Source organism: Ancrocorticia sp. (assembly GCF_052089425.1).
Lineage (GTDB): Bacteria > Actinomycetota > Actinomycetes > Actinomycetales > Actinomycetaceae > Ancrocorticia.
The window spans coordinates 83,828-100,164 of record NZ_JBQCZW010000005.1; the positions used below are offsets into that span (position 1 = coordinate 83,828).

18 protein-coding genes are annotated in these 16,337 nt (G+C 60.4%); 12 read left to right on the forward strand and 6 right to left on the reverse strand.

Translation table 11 applies throughout. The features are described 5' to 3' along the window. Positions 1-91: 91 nt before the first annotated feature. The gene (locus tag ACTHV6_RS03495; RefSeq protein WP_441385879.1) at positions 92-1,948 is read right to left on the reverse strand and encodes an acyltransferase family protein; all 1,857 of its coding nucleotides are present in this window, start codon (positions 1,946-1,948) and stop codon (positions 92-94) included. Positions 1,949-2,561: 613 nt separating this feature from the next. On the opposite strand from ACTHV6_RS03495, the gene ACTHV6_RS03500 reads away from it, so the two are divergent. From ACTHV6_RS03500 to ACTHV6_RS03510, 3 genes are all read left to right on the forward strand, one after another. Then, positions 2,562-2,843, forward strand: a complete 282-nt coding sequence (locus ACTHV6_RS03500) for an HU family DNA-binding protein (protein ID WP_441385880.1) — start codon at positions 2,562-2,564, stop codon at positions 2,841-2,843. Between the two features lie 165 nt (positions 2,844-3,008). Continuing rightward, positions 3,009-3,323 (forward strand): DUF3039 domain-containing protein, encoded by a 315-nt coding sequence (locus tag ACTHV6_RS03505; RefSeq protein WP_441385881.1) that lies wholly within the window; start codon positions 3,009-3,011, stop codon positions 3,321-3,323. Continuing rightward, on the forward strand, positions 3,320-5,107 hold the full coding sequence (locus ACTHV6_RS03510; protein ID WP_441385882.1) for a DEAD/DEAH box helicase: 1,788 nt from the start codon (positions 3,320-3,322) through the stop codon (positions 5,105-5,107). Before ACTHV6_RS03505 ends, ACTHV6_RS03510 begins: the two co-directional genes overlap by 4 nt. Here the strand turns inward: ACTHV6_RS03510 and ACTHV6_RS03515 are convergent. Continuing rightward, entirely contained in the window at positions 5,104-6,459 is a 1,356-nt protein-coding gene (locus tag ACTHV6_RS03515) for a nicotinate phosphoribosyltransferase (RefSeq protein ID WP_441385883.1), read from the reverse strand. The genes ACTHV6_RS03510 and ACTHV6_RS03515 overlap by 4 nt on opposite strands. Positions 6,460-6,517: 58 nt before the next feature. Here ACTHV6_RS03515 and clpS point away from each other — a divergent pair, with 58 nt between their 5' ends. The 7 genes from clpS (at position 6,518) to ACTHV6_RS03550 (ending at position 11,598) form a co-directional block, all read left to right on the forward strand. Continuing rightward, positions 6,518-6,817, forward strand: coding sequence for an ATP-dependent Clp protease adapter ClpS (gene clpS, locus ACTHV6_RS03520; RefSeq protein WP_441385884.1), 300 nt, complete (start codon positions 6,518-6,520; stop codon positions 6,815-6,817). Beyond that, positions 6,814-7,533 carry a DUF2017 family protein gene (locus ACTHV6_RS03525; RefSeq protein WP_441385885.1) on the forward strand — a complete coding sequence of 240 codons (720 nt, stop codon included), beginning with the start codon at positions 6,814-6,816 and terminating at the stop codon, positions 7,531-7,533. Before clpS ends, ACTHV6_RS03525 begins: the two co-directional genes overlap by 4 nt. A 10-nt stretch (positions 7,534-7,543) precedes the next feature. After that, positions 7,544-8,377, forward strand: a complete 834-nt coding sequence (gene murI / locus ACTHV6_RS03530; RefSeq protein WP_441385886.1) for a glutamate racemase — start codon at positions 7,544-7,546, stop codon at positions 8,375-8,377. Continuing rightward, a complete protein-coding gene (locus ACTHV6_RS03535) occupies positions 8,374-9,171 on the forward strand; it encodes an MBL fold metallo-hydrolase (RefSeq protein WP_441385887.1) in 798 nt (265 codons plus the stop codon). The genes murI and ACTHV6_RS03535 overlap by 4 nt, the downstream gene beginning before the upstream one ends. 19 nt (positions 9,172-9,190) lie before the next feature. Further along, a complete protein-coding gene (rph, locus tag ACTHV6_RS03540; RefSeq protein ID WP_441385888.1) occupies positions 9,191-9,970 on the forward strand; it encodes a ribonuclease PH in 780 nt (259 codons plus the stop codon). A 2-nt stretch (positions 9,971-9,972) separates the two neighbouring features. Next, entirely contained in the window at positions 9,973-10,611 is a 639-nt protein-coding gene (gene rdgB / locus ACTHV6_RS03545; protein ID WP_441385889.1) for an RdgB/HAM1 family non-canonical purine NTP pyrophosphatase, read from the forward strand. A 123-nt stretch (positions 10,612-10,734) separates the two neighbouring features. Beyond that, positions 10,735-11,598: a hypothetical protein gene (locus ACTHV6_RS03550; protein ID WP_441385890.1), complete on the forward strand. Its 864-nt coding sequence runs from the start codon at positions 10,735-10,737 to the stop codon at positions 11,596-11,598. A gap of 67 nt (positions 11,599-11,665) precedes the next feature. Here the strand turns inward: ACTHV6_RS03550 and ACTHV6_RS03555 are convergent, their stop codons facing one another. Beyond that, positions 11,666-11,947 carry a DUF1540 domain-containing protein gene (locus ACTHV6_RS03555; protein WP_441385891.1) on the reverse strand — a complete coding sequence of 94 codons (282 nt, stop codon included), beginning with the start codon at positions 11,945-11,947 and terminating at the stop codon, positions 11,666-11,668. 277 nt (positions 11,948-12,224) lie between these two features. On the opposite strand from ACTHV6_RS03555, the gene ACTHV6_RS03560 reads away from it, so the two are divergent. Continuing rightward, positions 12,225-12,545, forward strand: coding sequence for a helix-turn-helix domain-containing protein (locus tag ACTHV6_RS03560; RefSeq protein WP_441385892.1), 321 nt, complete (start codon positions 12,225-12,227; stop codon positions 12,543-12,545). A 26-nt stretch (positions 12,546-12,571) separates the two neighbouring features. Here ACTHV6_RS03560 and ACTHV6_RS03565 read toward each other — a convergent pair whose 3' ends face one another. From ACTHV6_RS03565 to ACTHV6_RS03575, 3 genes are all read right to left on the reverse strand, one after another. Continuing rightward, a complete protein-coding gene (locus ACTHV6_RS03565) occupies positions 12,572-13,174 on the reverse strand; it encodes a ClpP family protease (protein ID WP_441385893.1) in 603 nt (200 codons plus the stop codon). Next, positions 13,171-13,827, reverse strand: coding sequence for a ClpP family protease (locus tag ACTHV6_RS03570; protein WP_441385894.1), 657 nt, complete (start codon positions 13,825-13,827; stop codon positions 13,171-13,173). The genes ACTHV6_RS03565 and ACTHV6_RS03570 overlap by 4 nt, the downstream gene beginning before the upstream one ends. Positions 13,828-13,907: 80 nt before the next feature. After that, positions 13,908-14,858, reverse strand: a complete 951-nt coding sequence (locus ACTHV6_RS03575; RefSeq protein WP_441385895.1) for a carbohydrate kinase family protein — start codon at positions 14,856-14,858, stop codon at positions 13,908-13,910. 114 nt (positions 14,859-14,972) lie between these two features. Between ACTHV6_RS03575 and ACTHV6_RS03580 the strand changes: the two genes are divergently transcribed. After that, a complete protein-coding gene (locus ACTHV6_RS03580; RefSeq protein WP_441385896.1) occupies positions 14,973-16,334 on the forward strand; it encodes a 6-phospho-beta-glucosidase in 1,362 nt (453 codons plus the stop codon). The last annotated feature ends 3 nt before the right edge of the window (positions 16,335-16,337 follow it).

The window sequence follows — 16,337 nt, forward strand, 5'->3', positions numbered from 1 at the left end:
AGAGAGTGTGTGTAGGCCCGAGACGATATGTGTAGGCCCGAAGAGGCAAGTGTTTCAAAGCCGTGAGTGCGGGTGGGCTTACCCGGCGAACTCAGTCCTCGTGCTGCTTGGCCAGTTCTTCGAAGGCGCTGTGAACAGTTTGAGCGAATAGATCAGATCCCGGGATATTGGGGTGAGTCTGATCAGGCTGGAGCATGTCAGGATTCTCGCTGGCGGCACTATTCCAATCGGCGATGATCGCATTGGGATAGTCCTCGACGATCTCAGCGAGCGTGTTGTTGGCTGCTTCGATGAATGTTGAGGTTCCGTACAGATTCACCACCACGATCATGCGATCGGGACCGAGCATGTCCAGTACGTTGCGCACCGTCTGTGGATCGGGAACTCCCGCGTTGGTCCCATAATCAATGATGACCGCCCGGCGCACGGTTCCGGCATCCAGATTCGATTTCACCACGTCTTCCGCGTGTTGCCATTGTCTGTTGGACTTGGCATCCATCTGAATATCGGGGAAATGGCGGGAAAGTCCGCCTGATGCCGTCACCAGCAGCGAATCGCCGAATCCCGTGATCTCGCTGCCCTCGGGAACGGTGAAATCAGCATTCGCCGCGCTGGTACCTCCCGGCATGTTCGCGGATAAATCATCCTTTGTAGGAGTTGCGCTGTTCAGGCGCTCCTCTCCCTGTTCGATAGCGGCCTGGGCGGCGGATTTCGTTGGAGCGGTGACGATGCCAACCGCACTGGTGACGATCAGGAGGGCAGTGCAGGCCGCCACGATTCGTGGTGCCTTTCCGCCATTCTTCACGGCGTTGACGCAGCGCAAGGTGGCCTCCCGGAACCCGAGGTTTCGCACGGGTTGTTCAACGGCGCGGTAGGACCATGCGGCGATGGTTAGCGTGCCTGCCAGTGCGAGGGCACGTACCACCCAGCTCATCCACGAATCAGATGCGGTGGCCGGAAACAGTGCGGTCAGCATCAGGAACACGGGCCAGTGCCACAGATAGATGCCATAGGAGCGCTCGCCGATCCACTGAACGGGCGCCGCCTCGGCCAGTGCCAGCAACACCCGGTTTTCGGGCAGGAGGGACGCAATAAGCACGGCGGTCAAGACACTGGCGAGAAGGAGCCCTCCGCGGAACGTGAAGGCGGAGTTTTCGTCCAATGTGAGCATGAGGATGATGATGCCCGCGCCCGACACAATGGCAAGAAGCGGGGAGAACCAAGAAAAGGCAGGCGAATCCAGCCACCGCGTCCCCGCCCAGATAAATGCCAGCCCAACACCCAGCAGCAACCCGAAGGAGTGGGTATCCGTTCCGTAGTACACGCGAGTGACGTCAACACCTGGAGTCACCAGAACGCCCATGAGGATCGCAGAAATGGCCGCCCCGCCACCGGCCAGCGCAATTCGCTGGACCCATGTGGTAGTGAACATCATGACGAGCACGAACAGGACAGGCCACAGGAGATAGAACTGTTCTTCAACCGCTAGCGACCAAAAGTGGGCAAACAGCTGCGGGGATGTTCCTGCGAAGTAGGAGGAACCGGCGGCGATCTCCACCCAATTCGTAGAGAAAGTCAGAGCGCCGATGGTTTGGCGCAATATGCCCACCAGCAGATCGTTGCCAAGAATAAGGCCACCGGATACGGACACAATCACCGTGAGGAACACGGCTGGCAAGAGCCGCCGCGCACGCCGGAGCCAGAACCTCGTGAAATCGATAGAGCCCTTGGAGGCGCGCTCGCGGATGAGGAGCGAGGTGATAAGGAAGCCGGATACAACGAAGAAGATGTCCACACCGATGAATCCGCCGGGCAAGGACGCTGGGCGAAGATGGAAGATGAGCACGGCGAGTACCGCGAGGGCCCGAATTCCATCGAGGCCTCGGATGCGCTTGGGCCTGCGGATCGCCCGAGCCGGCGCGACCGTTGATATCCGGCTGGTGCTCATAGCTCCTAGGCTAGAAGCTTCTGTGAAAACGATGGGCAGAAACGCGCCGCGCCCCGCAAATCCTGAGTGATCTTAGGCTCATTGCGCCACTTCAGCCGATGGCGAACCTAGGAAAAGCGTGGGATTGGACCTGAACGCCACGCCTACATACCCGAGCAATGTGAACGAAACGGACGGTTCTTAGCCGCGATGTTACGGCCCTCCCACGCGATCCGCGCGATCTCGCGGGAAGACGGCGAGCATTCACGAATCGCCATACACCTCCATTCTCTCGAAATGGCGGAATACCAACGTTTCTATACTCTCTCCCGCCGCGTTTGTCCGCTCATAGCCTCGTATATGGTCACTGACATGGAGGTGCGCGAGAGCCGTAAGAGACACCCAACTGCCCCTCAATTCCTTCGGTTTTCGTGGAGTTTGGCGGCCTGTCAATGTTCCAAGCGGGCGCCACATATGGAAAGATGCAGGTTATCTGAGGATTCGCTTGCAACGAAACTCGGCTGGCTCACAAGGCACATACCGGGATTTGATGCAGAATTTTTGGAGTTTTTCGGATAGATTCTTCCCAGTGGCCCACACGGGTCCTTGATCCTAGATAACGAGAGGTATGGGAATGTCCCTTAACCGCACTGAGCTAATTGCCAAGATTGCCGAGAAGGCTAACCTGTCGAAGACCGATGCTGATAAGGCTGTAGCCGCCCTTCAAGAGGTGCTGGTCGAGTCCCTGTCTGCCGGCGAAGCCGTCAAGATTACCGGCCTCATGGCTGTTGAGCGCACCGAGCGCGCCGCTCGCAAGGGCCGCAACCCGCGCACGGGCGAAGAGATCCAGATTCCCGCCGGCTTCGGCGTGAAGCTGACTGCTGGCTCAGCCCTCAAGAAGGCTGTTGCCAAGTAAGTATCAAACTATACAACGGGGGCTCGGCACATGCCGGGCCCTCTTTGTATGTTCGCACCACCGCCGCTGCCACCCCCACAACCGCCACCGCCAGCCCCACACCGTGCGGACTTTGACACACGCACGGGCCTTGGGAAGTTCGGCGGTTCACTCTAAACTAGCGCTATGAGCACTTCGTCTCCTGATCAAGATTCTGGCGCAACCGAAACCGGTGGTACAACGGAACTCCTTGAGCGCACTGAGGAACAACGCGTCCCGGGCGATGAGGAGCGTTATGCGCATTATGTGCGTAAGGAACGCATCACCGAATCGGCGGTTATGGGCCAGCCAGTGGTTGCCCTGTGCGGCAAGGTCTGGACTCCAACACGAAACCCGGATAGGTTCCCGGTGTGTCCCACCTGCAAGGAGATCTACGCGCAGATGAACAAGTCCGGTAAGGGTTGGCCTTTCGATTCTGGCGTCCCGGGAAACGGTAAGTGAACGCGGGGCATGCGCGCCCTGCTCTGAATCCTAAATCGGCATCGGTTTACGCTGCCGAAAGCCTCTCCCCAGCGTTTCCTCAGCGGGCCGCGTGGGGTACGGCAGGATCGCTGCGCGCTTGGCAGGCTGAAGCGCTCGAACGTTATCTCCAGGAATCGCCTCAAGATTTTCTTGCCGTGGCTACCCCCGGTGCGGGTAAGACTACTTTTGCGCTGCGGATCGCAACGGAACTGTTGTCCGCTGGCGTCATCCGCAAGATCACGGTTGTTTGCCCAACCGAGCACTTGAAAACGCAGTGGGCAGAATCGGCCGCTCGCGTGGGTGTCCAGTTGGATCCAGATTTCACGAACGTGCAGCGCGAAGAGGGCTCCTTCTTCGATGGGGTATGCGTGACCTATGCGCAGGTGGCCGCCAACCCGGAGCTTCACCGTTCGCGGACCCGCCGCCGCCCCACACTGGTGATTCTGGACGAAATCCATCACGGCGGTGACGCCCTGTCATGGGGCGATGGCATCCGCACGGCCTTCGATGCGGCCACGCGCCGCTTGTCCTTGACAGGTACCCCGTTTCGTTCCGATACGTCTCCGATCCCGTTCGTTCAATACGCGCCGGGCCCCGACGGCATCCAGCGTTCGCAGGCTGATTACACCTACGGCTACACGGAGGCGCTGCGCGACGGTGTTGTCCGCCCCGTCATGTTCCTCAGCTATTCGGGGCACATGCGGTGGCAGACCAAGCAGGGTGACGTTGTGGAGGCCACGCTGGGTGAGCCGCTGACCAAGGACATGACCGCCCAAGCGTGGCGCACAGCGCTCAACCCGTCAGGGGATTGGGTTCCAGCTGTCCTCCAGGCCGCGAACGATCGCCTGAGTGCGATTCGCGGGACCATTCCGGACGCGGGCGGGCTTGTGATCGCCTCCGATCAGAACAAGGCGCGGGCCTACGCGGCGCAGCTGGAAGCCATTTCCGGCACGAAGCCCACGGTGGTGCTTTCGGACGATTCCTCGGCATCGGGCAGAATCGCCGAGTTTGCCGAGGGAACGAATCGTTGGATGGTTGCCGTCCGTATGGTGTCCGAAGGTGTGGACGTTCCGCGTTTGGCGGTCGGCGTATATGCCACGTCCGCCTCCACCCCGCTCTTTTTCGCGCAAGCCGTTGGCCGGTTCGTCCGCGTGCGCAGGCGCGGCGAGACGGCTACGATCTTCCTTCCGTCCGTTCCCCAGCTTCTGGAGTTGGCAAATGAGATGGAGAAGTCGCGCGATCACGCCCTCCAGAACCCCCATACGTCCGAGGACGGTTTGTGGGACGACGACGAATTAGCCCGTGCTAACCGAGAGGACAAGGCATCGGATCAACTGGCCTTGCCGGGCTTTGAAGCTCTCGAATCGGACGCCTCCTTCGATAGGGCACTGTTTGATGGCGGCGAATTCGGATCGATGGCGGAAGTGGGTTCGGATGAGGAAGCAGATTTCCTCGGAATCCCTGGCCTGCTCGAACCCGAGGAAGTGACAACGCTGCTGCGCCAGCATCAGGCCAGCCAGTCAAAGCATCATGCAGCACCGGCTCAACCAGCCACCGAAAGTGAGACGCAGCGCCGTCGCAAGGACCGCAAGGAGCTTTCGGGACTGGTATCGGCGTGGGCCCGCAAATCGGGGGAGCCGCACGCACAGGTCCATGCCGAACTGCGCAGAATCTGCGGAGGGCCAGAGGTGGCCAGAGCAAGTTCCGAGCAGATCGAGGCCCGCATCGGTCAGGTGCGGCGCTGGTTCGTGGGCCGGACCTAGTTCTCTCCGCCGAAGATGTCCACCATCTTGGTGGGAACGGCCGGCTCTCCAGCGGACAGGCGCCAGCCATCGTAGGGCAGCTCGGCGCGCGAGGCATCGTGGCGCTTGGATGCTGCCCCGATCGCCTCCTTGCCTACGAACTCGCGATTGACCTGCCCGCCGGAGACCAGCTTGCGCTGGAGGGGGCGGGCCCCGGATCGCTCCAAATAGGCGAGGCCGTCCTCCCAATTCTTGGCTGAGACGATGAGCTCTTGGGCTGAGTGGCCGCGTTGATCTCTCACGCGGCCAGCAACCTTGAGTCCGCCAACGCTCTTCTTATTCGAGGAAGCCTTCGCAACCTCGTGCATCTGGCCCTCGTCATCTGCACGTGCCACCAACTTGTACACCAGTTCGGCCGTCGGCTGGCCGGAACCCGTGACGAGTTTGGTGCCAACGCCATAGGAATCCACAGGTGCAGCACCTAGGGCGGCGATTGAGAATTCGTCAAGATCTGAGGTGACGGTAATCTTCGTCGTCGTCGCCCCTAAATCATCTAACTGTTGACGTACCGTAAACGCTTGCGCAATCAAATCCCCGGAATCGATCCGGACGGTGCCGAGTTCGCCGCCGGCGGCCCGGGCCGCCGCCACGGCGCGCTCAACTCCGGTGGGAATATCGTAGGTGTCCACAAGCAACGTGGTTCCCGCGCCCATGGAAGCGATCTGGGCGGAGAAGGCTTCCTCCTCCGAATCGTGGAGCAGCGTGAAGGAATGAGCGGAGGTTCCGGCGATGCTGAGGCCGTAGCGGCGCCCGGCCTCCACATCCGACGTTCCCACGAAGCCACTGATCACGGCGGCGCGCGCGGCGTGCACAGCGGCCATTTCGTGGGTGCGCCGTGCCCCGAACTCTAGGCAGGGCCGCTCGCGGGCCGCCGCCGTCATCCGCGAGGCCGCGGTGGCCACGGCGGAATCGTGATTGAGGATGGACAGGATAACGGTTTCCAACATGCAGGTCTCGGCAAAGGTTCCGGTGACCGTGAGGATCGGGGAGTGGGGGAAGTAGCATTCACCTTCCGCGTATCCGTACACATCGCCTGTGAAATGGTAATCAGCCAACCATTGGAGAGTGCCATCGGAAACAATCCCAGTATCGGCTAAGTAATCGATCTCCTCAGCGCCGAAATGGAAGTTCTCGATGGCCTCCAAGAGGCGCCCTGTCCCCGCGACAACTCCGTAGCGCCGGCTCCCCGGCAGGCGCCGGGCGAAGGCCTCGAACACGCTCGTGCGCTCGGCTCGCCCTGATTTCAGAGCAGCGTCAAGCATCGTCAGTTCGTACATATCGGTGAGCAAAGCAGTGCTCGCGCCTGTAGTCATAGGTGACAGTTTAACCCTCGCCACTGTGATCTGCTCGCCAGATCGCTAGACTTACCGCGTGAACAACCAGCCATCGGGGGCGCCGGCCCCCACTCCGGCCCCTGAAGCCACAGCCAGCCCTTCGGTGGGTTGGCGTACCGTGGTACACAATGATCCCGTGAACCTTATGAGCTACGTGGAATGGGTATTCATGAACTATTTCGCTATGCCCAAGGAACGGGCCAACGCCCTCATGCTGCAAGTCCATGAGCAGGGAAGGGCCATCGTTTCGCGCGGACAGCGAGAGCAGATGGAGGCCGATGCCCAAGCGATGCATCGCTTCGGTTTGCAGGCAACGATCGAGGAGGACCCTGAGTGATCGCCTTTCATATCGAACGCGGCGGATACGTGGGGCAGGCCGATCCCACCGAACGCAGGCTGATGCGCGGGCTTGCCTCAGATGTGGGCACGCTGTTGGGCATTTCCCTGACCGATATCATCGAGCGGCGGAACACCCGGCGGGAGGCGGAGATTTCTGGGGACGTTGACCCCAACGATCCGCTTGCTCAGTATGAGAGCGAGTTGGGAGATCTGGCCGAACTTAAAGAGGACATCGTGACAGAGCCTCTTGGTGTGGATCCGGACGCCTTCGACGATTCGATACGTCAGATCCCGATGGATGATGCGATTGCTCGGCTCTTGCCCGATATGTCCGAAGATCCGGAGATTGCCCGCGGGCTGAGGGCCATGACGCAGGATTCTTTGGCCGCTGAGAAGGCTGAGAACTTGGCAACGTTTTTTGCTTCTTTGGATAACGATAACAACGTTGTGTGGGTGGATAACGAACATGTTGGAGCCTGGATGGCTGGAGCGAATGACATCCGAATTGTCCTTTCTTCGCGGCTCGAAATCGTGGATGAGGCAAGCTCTGAAGCCGTTTATGACCGAGCATCATATCTAACTGGTGAGCAAGCGGTCGCGGATGGTAGGGAGATCGAGGATGGCGATGATCTTCTGGCCGTGCTATACGCGATGCTGACGTGGTGGCAAGAGTCACTGCTGATTGCGGTGGGGATTAAGGCAAGGCGCCGCTAGAGTCCAGAATATGGATTCACGACCCATAGGAGTGTTCGATTCGGGAGTTGGTGGGCTTACGGTAGCCCGCGCCATTATGGACCAGCTGCCCAGCGAATCCATCACGTATATCGGCGATACAGCCCATACTCCCTACGGCCCCCTGCCGCTGGCGAAGGTGCGTGAGTATGCGTTGGATATCATGGACGCCCTTGTGGCTCACGGCGTGAAAATGCTGGTGATTGCCTGTAATACGGCAACTGCCGCCGTGCTGGCGGAGGCCCAAGAGCGATACGACGGCGAACTTGGCATACCGGTTCTTGGGGTTATTGACCCCGCCGTGCGGCGGGCAGTTTCCGCGACAACCTCTGGGCGGATTGGCGTGATTGGCACACAAGCCACCATCAACTCTAGGGCCTATCCCGCGGCGTTTGAAAAGTATCCGGAGGCCTACGAGGCCTATCCGGATCTGGAGATCACTTCGGTGGCATGCCCGGCATTCGTCCAGCTCGTGGAACACGGCATCACGGCGGGTCCACACGTTCAGCGCGTGGCTTCCGGATACTTCGGACCATTACTCGAGGCTGAGGTGGACACGCTGGTTCTGGGCTGCACGCACTACCCGCTGCTTCAGGGAGCCATTGGATATGTGATGGGCGAACACGTGACGCTCGTGTCCTCGGCCGATGAAACGGCGCGCGATGTGTACCGCCAACTCGCCGAACATGACATGTTCTCGCATCAAACCGAGCCCGTCCGCGAGTTTTATGCCACGGGTGACCCTGGTTCTTTCGGCCCATTGGCTAGGCGCTTCATCGGACCAGACGTGGGGTACGCCCGATCAACGAAGGAGTTGGATCAATGAAACTGACAATTCTGGGCTGCTCGGGATCAATGTCTGGGCCTGAAGGCGCCGCCTCGGCCTATCTGCTCCAAGCCCAAGGCGTTGATGGCAACGGCAAGGCGAAAACCTACTCCATTACCTTGGATTTTGGCCCGGGGGCGATGGGTCAACTTCTGCGTCACCTCGACCCGGCGGATCTGGATGCGATGTTCTTTTCGCATCTGCACGCGGATCACTGCGTGGATATTATCGGGATGCATGTATACCGAAGGTGGTTCCCAACCGGCCCGCTCCCGGCCATTGATGTGTATTCTCCCGCAGACGGCTTGGTTCGCACCCGGCAAATCGGCGGCGATTCCGATGAGGAAACCTACGCCAACGAGTATCGGTTCCAAGAGTTCGGTCCGGGAGCGAGCGTCAACGTGGGACCCATGCAGATCGAGGCCTTTGCCGCACAGCATCCGGTGCCGGCAGTTGGTTTGCGTATAACAGGCCCGAGCGAGGCAGATCCGCGAGCTGAGGTAACCTTCGGGTTCACCGGTGACACGGACATGTGCGAAGGTGCGGTGCAGATGGCCCGCGGCGTGGACTTGCTGCTCTCAGAATCTGCTTTCGAAGATGGCCGCGACGATGCGCGCGGCATTCATATGACCGGTACGCGGGCTGGGCAACTTGCTCACGAGGCTGGGGCACGCCGCCTCCTACTCACGCATTTGCAGCCGTGGACGTCCCCAGAGAACGTGCGCCGCGCCGCCGAATCCGTGTACGCGGGGCCAGTGCGTCCCGTGGTGGCCGGAGAGTCCTACACAATCTAACGGCGGGTAGAGTGGCCACATGAGTTTGTGGACACGCGCCGATGGGCGTGCAATCGATGAAATGCGTCCCGTTCGAATCCAACGCCGATTCCTTGATGAAGGAGAAGGCAGCGTGTTGGTGAGTTTCGGGAAAACAACCGTTCTGTGTGTGGCATCTTTTACCCAGGGCGTACCGCGCTGGCGCAAGGATTCCGGCTTGGGCTGGGTAACTGGCGAATACGCGATGCTTCCGCGCGCAACCAACGATCGATCCTCCCGTGAATCAGTGCGCGGCAAGGTAGGCGGGCGCACCCACGAGATCTCGCGGCTTGTTGGCCGGTCCCTACGCGCGGCTGTCAACATGGAGGCACTTGGCGAAAACACCATCGTGTTGGACTGTGATGTGTTGCAGGCCGATGGCGGGACGCGAACCGCTTCGGTGACAGGCGCGTTCGTTGCGCTCGCGGATGCGGTGAACTGGGCAGTGGCGAAGGGAATCATGAAGCCTTCGGCCAGCAAGCCGATCCTCAGCGATTCCATCTCCGCGGTGTCCGCGGGAATCGTGGACGGGCACGCCGTGCTTGATCTTCCCTACGAGGAGGACTCACGGGCCGATACGGATATGAACGTTGTGGCAACGGGCGCCGGTAAGTTCATTGAGATTCAGGGGACGGCTGAACACGAGCCCTTCTCGCGTGATGAGCTGGGTACCATTCTGGATCTGGCGGCAACCGGAAACGCGCATCTCGCTGGCATTCAGCGGGAGGCCCTCTTGGGCACCGATCCCATCGACACCCGGATTATTGGCGGTCAATGGTGAGCATGAATTCGGCTGAACGCAGGCCGCCGCGCCTTGTCCTTGCCACGCGTAATGAGCACAAAGTCATCGAACTGCGCAATATCCTCCAGCCGCTGTTGCCGGGCTTAGAGCCCGAAGCGGTGGCGGGCGCCGGCGCCTTCGATCTGCCCGAGCCGGTAGAGGACGAGGTAACCTTCGCGGGCAACGCGCTCATCAAGGCGCGGCAAATCGCGCGCGAAACCGGGATCCTCGCCATCGCGGATGACTCAGGGATCTGTGTGGACGCCATGGGCGGGGCGCCCGGGGTATTCTCTGCGCGCTGGTCCGGGCACCACGGGGCGGATGCTGAGAATCTGCAGCTGCTCTTACACCAGCTGGGAGATGTTCCTGATCGCTATCGTGGGGCGGAATTCCGCTGCGCGGCGGCGCTGGTCCAGCCGGACGGACGTGAGATCGTGAAGGAAGGGGTGATGCGCGGGATGCTCCTACACGAGCCGCATGGCGCTGGTGGTTTCGGCTATGACCCGATCTTCATGCCAGATGGCCTCACGGTATCCTCCGCAGAAATCTCTCCGGCAGAGAAGGACGCCATCTCTCACCGAGGTAAGGCCTTCCGCGCGCTTGCCCCTCATATCGCCGAGGCTCTGGGACATCGGGCCTAATTTACCCCCAGTAAACACAAAATGTAAGCCAGATCACCCCATTTAAGTGATAACCATCTTGCTTAAATGGGGTGATGTTCGGATACCCTAACTTACGGTTGATTGTTTACCGAGAGTGAAACCGTGAATCCAGATCTGTCGCTTTACCCGAATCGTGGTGCTCTAGACCCTGCGCTGTGGCATGAGAGGAGCGTCTCTACCGCCTACCGGCTCTTGTGCGGACTCGGTCAGGCAGAGTTGGTTGCCTACCACGTGAGTCCCATGGCAACCTTCGCCGCGGTGTCTCATGGCATGACGTCGAGCGGAGAACTGGTTGTTGCCGTATCCGGTTACGATCCGGCAATGGCAGCCTTGGGTGGAGAGCTTCCCACGGATGTCCGCCTCTCCATAGAAAAGCAGGCGCCGCGCCTTGATCTTCACATCGTTGCCTCGTCCGCACACCTGTTAGGCAAGGCTCGTTGGCTCGGCCCGGCGGAAAAAGAGCGCATGCTGATCTCCGATGAGATTCCAGCCCGTGTGGCTGATTTGGCCAGCATGGGGGAGATGGCGTTCATTTCCTTCGAACGCGTCCTACTTCACGATGCGTGTGGCGTTACCCCTCTGTGCTCTGATCTGATTCGCGATGAGCACGAATGGGCGCAGGAACTTCAGGAGCATCACCTGTTCTGCGATATTGAGCCGGACCTGTTCGGCTGCCCCGAAAATGAACTGTTGGCGGTGGAAACTGTCACTAATCCGGCAGTTGTGAACTTGCGGGAAGCGTTCGATGGGGTAGTGCTGGGCACGGTTCAAGGAGCCTTTCTAGCACGCCAGGAGATCTCCGGGGTGTGCGAGCATGCTGTGGGAGTCACATGCCTTGACGTGGACCGGACGGGTATCACTCTCATGTGTATCGAACAGGACGGCGCCGTTACCGCCTTCATCCCCTTTGCTTACCCGGTTTCGAACCGCACGGATATTGTGCGTGAACTCAGGCAGCTGGGATGAACAATGGGGGACCCGGAAGGTCCCCCATTGTGTTGGCCGCGAAGCCCCTGTGCGGCGTTGTCTGAGATCAGCGCGCCTCGAAGGTTGTGCAGTCTGCAGTATCGCCTGCGATAGCAACTTCACCTGCGGTGCACAGGAGATCCTTGTTGTGGACGCATTCGAGGCGCTTGCAGGCACCAACGGTGCCGTGCGTGCCCTCGATGCCGCCGCGGGCATCAATGTCAGTGAATGTGCCGCATGCGGGCTTGGCGGCAGTGCCTCCAACGGTGATAGCAAGTGCGGTGCAGCCGCCGTTGTTGAAGGAGCATCCGGTAACGGTGCAAGAAGAAACGAGTGTTTGAGTAGCCATGAGGGACTCCTTATGTTGACTAACTAATCTGCCTACACCTTCAAGTTAGACAGTTTGGGACTTCGTGCCTAGGCGGGTAAGGCTTACCGAACCGGGGAATTGCTTTTCACGTACCGCGCCATATCAACGTTTTCAGCCGATTTGACATTTATGCGCGACTTTGTTTGCAAATATCGATGTTGGTTATCTGTGGCAGCTGTGTGAAACAGGCAACAGTAAGCGCTCTGCCGAGAGCAGAGGGCGGCGTACTGCGCCGGACGCCGCCTTAGGATGAAGTATGGACGAAATGAAGCACGGGCATCAAGTTATCGCGGGGGCCCCGTTGTGGAGGCACATGCTAGGCGAGGAATTTCGCCGCGTCCGCCACGATCACGGCGAAACCTTGGCCCAGACTGCCGCTCGGGCAGGGGTTTCTCCGCAGTACCTCTCTGAGATGGAACGAGGTGTTAAGGACCCATCCAGCGAGATGATCGCTGCGGTTGGCCGCGCACTGGACGTGACGCTCATCGACCTGACAACTGCCGTTTCCGAGCGGCTCGCGTCCTGTGGGTATCCCACTAGCTCCGGACCAACTAATTCGCTGATGCTCGCCGCTTGATCATCTCTGCTGGATATTCGCGGGATTTAGCCACCGTGGAGCTGGCGGCGGTTGATCACATGATCGATCAGCCCGTATTCGCGTGCTTCCTCTGGTGTAAACACGCGATCGTGATCCGTATCCTTGTGTAACGTGTCAGAGCTCTGCCCAGTGTGATGAGACAGAATATCCTCTAGTTCTTCGCGGATCCGCACGGCTTCGTCAGCCTCAAGGATGAGGTCAGGGATGCTGCCTCGACGGCCCTGTTGGCCCGGCTGATGGAGAACCACCCGAGTGTGGGGTAGGGCAAGCCTGCGGGAACCTGATGCTAAGAGGATCGCCCCTACACCCACTGCTTGCCCAACACACGTTGTGCATATATCTGACCGCACATAAGCCATCGTGTCGTACACCGCCAGCATCGCACTGGGATCACCTCCTTCGCAGTTGATATACAAATCGATGTCCATTTCTGGGCTCGCCGATTCGAGGAACAGGAGTTGGGCGATCAGACTATTGGCCACGCCACCATCGAGTGGTGTACCAAGATAGATGATGCGCTCGGTTAACAGGTGAGAATACACATCCATGATCCTGTCTCCGCGGGGATCCTTGGAAACAACGTTGGGGATCGTATATGTTTGACTCATTGGGCGTTCCTCTCTGCTTGCACTGTGCTCCCCTGCTGCCCGTCTGTCGGGTGGAAGCCTGCCGCTCTAGGGTCAGGCTGAATGATTTCCTCGAAGCCCGAGACAATCGAATCGATAAAGCCATACTCTTGCGCCTCGGCTGCTGAGAACCAGTGATCGTGCAAAGAATCCTCGAATATTTTATGTAGGGGTTGGCCCGTATCCTCACTCGTGATCCCAAGGACGGTATCGCGAGTGTGCTTGAGATCCTCGGCCTGTAGCTCAACATCGGTGGTGGAGCCGCCTATCCCAGCTGATCCCTGATGCATAAGAATCCGGCTATGTGGCAGCGCACGCCGCTTGCCCGGTGTGCCAGCAGTCAAGAGAAATTGGCCGGCGCTGCATGCTATCCCGAGTGCCAGAGTCGCAACATCGTTCGGGATCACCCTGATGAGATCGCGGATTGCGAGCATCGCGGGGACAGATCCGCCGGGGGAGTGTATCCAGAGGTTAATGTCAGAATGTGGTTCCTCGGCTGCGAGGCTGGCCATCTGTACGGCCAGCAGCGTGCCATTGTCATCGTCCAGTTGCCCGTCGAGGACCAGAGTTCGGCGGGCGTATAGCTCGCGTCGGTACGGTTCCGAAAACACGGGAGGTTTTGAATCTTCGCTCATACCGAGATTCTGGCAAATGCCGCCGCACACTTGAACGGATGCTGCTGAGGGCAGCTCCGCTCATAGCTGCGCCCCACGCCTCAACGAGAAAGCAGCGCCAGATCGTACCCACCCGGAAGATGCTCTGGGGCCGCACGGTTCACGCGAGCCCGAAGCTCCGCAACGGTGGGGGCACCATCACCGCCCAGTGTTTCGGTGCTGAGCGCCCCGGCAACACTGGCCACGCTGACCGCCTGGCGCAAATCCCCGCCCCGCAGAAGCGCCCATCCAAGCGCTGCCGAAAAAACGTCCCCGGCCCCCGTTGCGTCGATTGCCTGGGCAGGGAAGGCTGGGAGCGCCGAGCCACCCATGTTCCCGCTGGCCATCGCCACGCCCGCGCTTCCTCGGGTCACAACCACCCGTTCCACCCGATCGGCCAGTGCCCGTGCGGCCTCCGCCGCCGAATTGGTTCGCGTGTAGGCACGCGCCTCATCCTCATTGGGAACGAATGCATCAACCAGATCCAGCGGCTCCAAGTCCGCCACGTCCCACGCCCCGCTCCCGTCCCAGCCAACGTCACCGATCACGCACGTTCCCTGCTGGCGCCACTGACGCACAACCTCACGGCCCTCCCCAATGGCCCGCAGATCGGCCATCAGAAGATCGGGGGCTGGGCCACTCAGCGGTGGAGCCTCATTACTTCCGCTGGAGACCATCGCACGGTCCGATTGCACGCTGATGGCCGCTGTCACGGCCTGCTTCTTCACGGGCTGCAAGAGCCGGCTGCCCACGCCGTCGTCGTCCACAATCGAACGTACGAAAGTTCCCGCGGCGTCCTCACCCACGTATGAACACAACTCCACCTGAAAACCCAACCGTGCCAACGCGCGCGCCTGATTCGCAGCCCCACCGGCCGTGAGCCCGCACTCATCGCACCACAGTTCCTGCCCGGGTTCGGGCATCCGGTCAAGGGAGGCGAAAATGACGTCCAGAAACAGTGGACCACTCACCACCGCGGTGAAGGTTTGCGCGTCATCCGCGAATCGCCGCATCGGGGCCTCCTTATGCCGGACGTTTGTCCTAGACTTTAGTCTTGATTACGCGCCCGGGCATCACGCGCCCGCTCGCCACATATTTGTATCACGCGAATACGGAGGCACGACCGGATGAAACTCACGATTGTTGGAGGCGGCGGTTTCCGCGTGCCACAGATCGTTGAAGCGCTCAGCCACCGCCCGGGGGACCAGCTGGACGTGAGCGAGCTGTGCCTGTTCGATACCTCGGCCGAGCGACTGCGCGTGATGATCCACGTGTTGGACCAACTCCCGATCGTTCGCAAACCCCGCATCACTGCCACCGCTGACCTCACCGAGGCAGTCACAGGCGCCGATTTTGTGTTTTCCGCGATTCGTGTGGCCGGAACCGAAGGGCGCGTGCGCGATGAACTGATCCCGCTCAGCCACGGCATCATCGGCCAAGAGACGGTAGGGCCGGGCGGCTACGCCTACGCGATGCGGACAATCCCCGCGGCCCTTGACCTGGCCCACCTTGTCAGCGAACGGGCCCCCAACGCCTGGGTCATTAACTTCACGAACCCGGCCGGTATCATCACGCAGGCGATGCGCCAGATTCTGGGAAAAAGAGTGATTGGCATTTGCGATACACCCATCGGGCTGGTGCGCCGTGCCGCGCGCACACTTGGTCACCGCGAGGCCGAACTGGACTATGACTACATTGGTCTCAACCACCTAGGCTGGCTGCGCAGCGTCACAGCGAGCGGCAAGGAACTGCTTCCACGCCTGCTTGATACCCCGGAGCTACTCAGCCAAATGGAGGAGGCTCGCCTGATCGGCCCGCAATGGGTTCGCGCCCTAGGCATGATCCCGAACGAATACCTGTTCTACTACTACCGCAATCGCGAGGCAGTGGCCCAGATCGCGGCAGAAGAAAAGACCCGCGGCCAATTCCTTTCCGATCAGCAGAACGCCTTCTATCGCGCCGCGCTGGCCGAACCTACCCGCGCCGCCGAACTGTGGGACGCCGCCCACCGCGAACGCGAGGAAACCTACATGGCCGAAGCCCGCGAGGTGGCAGGCGATGGAGCTCGTGAGGAGGACGATCTGGAGGGCGGCTACCAAGAAGTGGCCCTCGACCTGATGGCGGCGCTTTCCGGAGGCCCGTCAGCTCGCATGATTCTGGGCGTGAGTAACACGGAGGCCTCAACGGGTTCCGGGCGGCGCATCATTCCCGCCCTCCCGGATGACGCCATTATCGAGGTCCCGTGTTGCGTGGATACGGACGGCCCCGTTCCCGCCCCCGTGGCACCGCTGGACGGCGCAGAACTTGGGCTTGTCACTCAGGTCAAGGCGTGCGAAACCATGGTGATCGATGCCGTGACAACTAAGAACAGAGAGCTGGCGTGGAAGGCGATCGCCCTCCACCCGCTCGTGGATTCGGCCTCCGCAGCGCGTCAGATACTAGATGAATATTGCGAGGCGATCGCCGAGGTCGCCGCCGTTTTTGAGTAAGAG

What these genes read in the sequence shown, in the direction of transcription:
- ACTHV6_RS03560 (WP_441385892.1), top strand. Translation starts at nt 12,225, where the DNA reads ATGGACGAAATGAAGCACGGGCATCAAGTTATCGCGGGGGCCCCGTTG.
- rdgB (WP_441385889.1), top strand. Translation starts at nt 9,973, where the DNA reads ATGAATTCGGCTGAACGCAGGCCGCCGCGCCTTGTCCTTGCCACGCGT.
- ACTHV6_RS03495 (WP_441385879.1), bottom strand. Translation starts at nt 1,948, where the DNA reads ATGAGCACCAGCCGGATATCAACGGTCGCGCCGGCTCGGGCGATCCGC.
- ACTHV6_RS03570 (WP_441385894.1), bottom strand. Translation starts at nt 13,827, where the DNA reads ATGAGCGAAGATTCAAAACCTCCCGTGTTTTCGGAACCGTACCGACGC.
- ACTHV6_RS03515 (WP_441385883.1), bottom strand. Translation starts at nt 6,459, where the DNA reads ATGACTACAGGCGCGAGCACTGCTTTGCTCACCGATATGTACGAACTG.
- ACTHV6_RS03500 (WP_441385880.1), top strand. Translation starts at nt 2,562, where the DNA reads ATGTCCCTTAACCGCACTGAGCTAATTGCCAAGATTGCCGAGAAGGCT.
- ACTHV6_RS03575 (WP_441385895.1), bottom strand. Translation starts at nt 14,858, where the DNA reads ATGCGGCGATTCGCGGATGACGCGCAAACCTTCACCGCGGTGGTGAGT.
- ACTHV6_RS03505 (WP_441385881.1), top strand. Translation starts at nt 3,009, where the DNA reads ATGAGCACTTCGTCTCCTGATCAAGATTCTGGCGCAACCGAAACCGGT.
- ACTHV6_RS03555 (WP_441385891.1), bottom strand. Translation starts at nt 11,947, where the DNA reads ATGGCTACTCAAACACTCGTTTCTTCTTGCACCGTTACCGGATGCTCC.
- ACTHV6_RS03565 (WP_441385893.1), bottom strand. Translation starts at nt 13,174, where the DNA reads ATGAGTCAAACATATACGATCCCCAACGTTGTTTCCAAGGATCCCCGC.
- ACTHV6_RS03535 (WP_441385887.1), top strand. Translation starts at nt 8,374, where the DNA reads ATGAAACTGACAATTCTGGGCTGCTCGGGATCAATGTCTGGGCCTGAA.
- rph (WP_441385888.1), top strand. Translation starts at nt 9,191, where the DNA reads ATGAGTTTGTGGACACGCGCCGATGGGCGTGCAATCGATGAAATGCGT.
- murI (WP_441385886.1), top strand. Translation starts at nt 7,544, where the DNA reads ATGGATTCACGACCCATAGGAGTGTTCGATTCGGGAGTTGGTGGGCTT.
- ACTHV6_RS03580 (WP_441385896.1), top strand. Translation starts at nt 14,973, where the DNA reads ATGAAACTCACGATTGTTGGAGGCGGCGGTTTCCGCGTGCCACAGATC.